The 4,175-nt window shown below is 53.0% G+C and carries 6 protein-coding genes; all 6 read right to left on the bottom strand.

Features of this window, described 5'->3' with window-relative positions; translation table 11 throughout:
- Positions 1-684, bottom strand: a 684-nt coding sequence (locus QZL67_RS02275; protein WP_292919702.1) for a CAP domain-containing protein, incomplete at its 3' end; no start/stop codon positions are given.
- A gap of 119 nt (positions 685-803) precedes the next feature.
- Complete coding sequence (locus QZL67_RS02270; protein WP_022289158.1) at positions 804-1,604, bottom strand: class D sortase; 801 nt, start codon at positions 1,602-1,604, stop codon at positions 804-806.
- Positions 1,601-2,518, bottom strand: a complete 918-nt coding sequence (locus tag QZL67_RS02265; RefSeq protein WP_022289157.1) for a hypothetical protein — start codon at positions 2,516-2,518, stop codon at positions 1,601-1,603. Before QZL67_RS02265 ends, QZL67_RS02270 begins: the two co-directional genes overlap by 4 nt.
- Positions 2,519-2,531: 13 nt before the next feature.
- The gene (locus QZL67_RS02260) at positions 2,532-2,879 is read right to left on the bottom strand and encodes a SpoVG family protein (RefSeq protein WP_022289156.1); all 348 of its coding nucleotides are present in this window, start codon (positions 2,877-2,879) and stop codon (positions 2,532-2,534) included.
- Positions 2,876-3,532, bottom strand: a complete 657-nt coding sequence (locus QZL67_RS02255; RefSeq protein ID WP_022289155.1) for a hypothetical protein — start codon at positions 3,530-3,532, stop codon at positions 2,876-2,878. The genes QZL67_RS02260 and QZL67_RS02255 overlap by 4 nt, the downstream gene beginning before the upstream one ends.
- A 12-nt stretch (positions 3,533-3,544) precedes the next feature.
- The coding region (locus QZL67_RS02250; protein ID WP_292919700.1) for a DUF3849 domain-containing protein at positions 3,545-4,175 on the bottom strand (631 nt) is incomplete at its 5' end.

Here is a 4,175-nt window from a genome sequence, read left to right as displayed (position 1 = left end):
GTAGGGATTATTGGTATTAGGCTTTCCGAGAAACAGATAGCAGTACGTAACGCCATTGTCCTTGGTAACACCTACACCAAGAGTTGTTGCGTCTGGATCCGTCATGGTTTGGAAGTGACCAGGAGACTTTTCCCAGTTATCCACTGCGCGCTGTGCAATATCTGCTATTGCCGCACCAGTGAATACGGTGAGATTTGAGCCGAAGCCATAGGGATATCCAGATGCCGCCACCGCTTCACACTCTTCTTTCGTGTGATGCCAGGTAAACTTTTGATCGCTGCAGTTCTGCGCTGCTGCCATCAGGCGCTGATCGATAGTCAGTTCCTTGAGACCATTCTCGCGTCGTACCTCGTTCACGAGGACGGCGATCTCTTCTCGCACCTCCTCAAGTGTGGAGGAGGCTTCCGGTGCTTTTCCAGTGTAAGGAGCATCGCTGTCCATGTACACCGCTCCGTCCCAATACACATTGAACCCGACCATCTTGCCCACATCTGCAAGTTTGACATAGTTGTTGCCGTTGATGATATATGCTTCCATCTGAACTTGTTTCCCATCCAGGAAGAACTGGTGGGAGCTGCGAACTGCAGTGAATAGTTCTTCAGCGGCGTGTGCTGTGGGGAATGCCAGAAACGCGCCGATTACGATACCTGCCGCTACCAGGGCCAGATTCTTTTTTGCCTTCATATTCATTCCTCCTTTGCATTATGTGGATCTTTGCAAGCACACAATATCCAAGAAGGAGGTAGAAGTCAAGCAGAATCTTCCGTGTGGGCAGAGAACAAATGGCGGCGCAGCAGATCAGTTTACACAGCAGTCGCCTGGACGCACCAGCGGTAAGCACTCTGATTCATTACGCAGGTGTACAACACGATCCGGTCCTCGCCAGTAGGCGTCATGGCGCTGCGGTCCGTTTCGCTGACCTTACTGACGGAGGTAACTTTATAGGTGCGGGTGCCCAGCTTAGTGGTCAGAGTGATCTTATCCCCGATCTCCAGGGTATGGATCTTGCCGAAATGGTTGTTGACACCCCGATTGTGGCCAGCCAGGGCAACAGTGCCGTCCCAGATACTCGTGTCTGTGAAGTGGCCTGCTCCCTTGGCCAGTGTGCTGCTCCCGGTGCCCTGATAGATCTTCACACTGAGGCCAATGGCGGAGATTTTCAGAGTTCCCAGATAACCACCAGAATAGTAGAGATCATCGGTCACATAGGTATAACCGCCAGAGGTACTGGATCCGCCAGAACTGCCAGAGCTGGTATTGCCTGTGTTTTCGCCAGACGTAGGCGGGAATACGATGGGCATATTGCCGCCGGAGATAGTACCAACCGCCATGCCGCCAGGGGCCAAGTTGGGGGTAAGATAGGTACCTGTTCCAAGGGCATCTGCGCTGGGGCTGCCAAAGGAAGGCGGGATAAGGGCTGCATTTTTGCTGATATCCTCATTCTTCATTGCCCCACCATCAGCCGTGTGGACTACCTCGATAGAAGTAGGATCCCCGTAATCCGGATTACCGGGGGCGTCAATGCTGTAGTCCAAGGCGCTGGCAGGCAAGGCCAATGCCGCAGACAGGCAAAGCGTCAGGCAAGTGGAAATTACTCGTTTCATTCGCTCTCCTCCTCCGTTGTCTCGTGGCGACGCTTCATAAATAGAGCGGCACCTGTTCCTGCACCGACTAGGGCTACGATACCGAAGGGGACTGCAATGGCCAACCAATTAAACTGGGCGGGGCCAGTGCTTTCATCCTCCGTTGGCAGAATAGGCTCCAGCGGTGTTCCTTCAAAAATAGCCACATAGCGCACCTTATTCAGGGCGATGCGGCTGACGGTTCCGGTATAGTCCGCAGTCACGGTATAACCTTTCACATAGGAGCTGGTCGCAGTTCCGGTATAGGTGGCGACAGCGGTGAAACGGTCGCCAACGGCATATCCATCCATGTTTGCGGTATTGTCTGTCTGCCAATTGACCGTTTGAAGCGTCAGGGTCCGGCCATCCTCTTCGATAGTCTTGGGGATGTACTGGGTATCCTGACCAGCCAGATTGGGGTAGGAGCGTGTGGCAGAGACTTCCTTGGTGGAGCTGCCATACCCAGCAACCTCCACCCGGACTGTGGACAGGTCCAGGCTCAGAATCCCGGTCAGACCGTCATCCGTAACGAATTCCTTTTCGGCGGGCAGCAGCGCCAGCACAGACTCCATATCCTTATTCTTGCTGGGCAAGGAGACCGTTTCAGTGTGCTGCCGACTTTCGTTTTCGGGAAGCTCCTGTTTGAGCAGATCCGTCAGGGTATAGTGGAAGCCATCCTGCTCAAAATCAGAGCGGGGAATCCCTGCGGGGTCATCCTCCGGCCCCAGATCATAGATTTTTTTCAGTTCTGTGCCGTCCTCGCTGCGGCTGATAGAAGTAGGGTAACATACCTGGGCTGCAGTAGCCGCACTCCCAAGATCCGCTGCCAGTGCTGCGGGGCAGAGCGCCATTGTCAGTGTCAGAACCAGGACGCAAAGGGTCATTACTCGTTTCATGAACATTACCTCCTTACATTGCCATGGTGGGGCCGTTTTCCTCTTGACCCTCGGGGTCCGGGGACTTCTGAGCCTCCTGAACCTGTGCCTGCTCATAGGCCTCCAGGACCTTCTGATCAAACTGCTGCTTGAAATCTTTGGTGCAGGGATAGCAGATGTCTCGATACTCTCCCTTTACCTTTCTGCTGGGCATGGAAACGAAAAGCCCATTTTTCCCTTCCATGATCCGTACATCCCGCACGGCAAAACAGCCGTTCAGCGTAACCGAAGCGATTGCTGCCACGGGGCCGTCCTCTCGATAGGGAAAGATCCTCACATCCATCTCCATAGGGGACACTGCTGCTTTCATGTCGTTCTTCATGTCTTCATTCCTCCTGAATTTGATGTATTTTGGTTAAGCCGCTCTAAAGTGCGGCGGACCAACAGGTCATACTCCCAGGGCTCAACTTCCAGAGATACAAAAGCGCCGCCCTCCGTCAGACCATCCGCCATAAACTTAAGAATCAGCGGATGCTTCGAAGCGCAGCGTTTCCATTCTCTCAAGGGGATCCATCCTGTACCGGCGCGATACGCCAGCGTAATGGCGGATTCCTTTGCCCGGTTTGCATTCAGCCAGAGATATTTATCCTTTAATTTTGAAGATAAGGAGTCACCTTTTGGAATTGGTACAATCGCATCAGGATGGAGGACATACCGAAGCCGCAAGGCGGAAATACATGCCTGTGTTGCAGTATTGACCTCCTCCACATCGGCCCAGAGCGGAAACTGCTTGTAGTCAGAGGCCAGGATGTCTTCGCCTTCTCTGTCATATTCAAAGAGCGGGACACATCGAGCGATCTCCAGACAATGCACTCCATCCGTCAGCCCAAGAGATTTTACTCCCGTAGCAGGCAGACTCGCATAATGCGTTAACGCATCATCCAAAGATAGAAAATGGGACATCCGCCACCCGACCACGCCTTTCGGATCATGTCCCAGACGAAGATCATCCACCGTGTAATAACTCAAATTCATAATTCCTCCACTTCACTCCATCTTCATGCCTTCCATGCTGTGATCAACATTCTGGCCTGTCAGCTCGTTCAGTTTTTCCTCAGCCCACTCCGGAAGAAGATTCTCCTGCAGGACTCCGATGAAGTCGGATCGGTTCCATCTGGTATGTTCTCCATCTCCCAGGCAGGTACAGCGGATAGAACGACCAATGGCATGGGGACTGCACCCAAATCCATCATGGGCATACCAAAGCTGATTTTCCTGTGTCCAGCAGGATTCTCTCAGAGTATCCGGACTCAGTACCAGCACCTTTCCTGCGTAATCCAGATCCTCCCATGAATTGGGTTCGCAGTGTTCTGGGCCGAAGAGGTTAAGCTTCTGATAGGCCTCCCGTACTTGGTTCACAAAACCATTCACGACCTCGGAGTGTGAGTTAACAATAAACTCCACCTTGTGGCCCATATCTTCCGGAATGAAGGTGCGCTGTGCCCAACTTCTGTTGTCGGGGCGGAATCGGCCATCGCCACTCTTTTCCTGGATGGTGTTTGCCAGCACCCAGTTCACCCGCTTGAAACCGAACTCCTCCAACACCTCTTTGGCGCAGTCCTCTTTGAGATGCACGCCATCAAAGCCTTGGCGGATACTATCCTCAATCGCTTTTTTA

The organism is Oscillibacter sp. CAG:155, assembly GCA_000436875.1.
Lineage (GTDB): Bacteria > Bacillota > Clostridia > Oscillospirales > Oscillospiraceae > Oscillibacter.
This window is presented reverse-complemented; position numbering and strand designations above follow the sequence as displayed.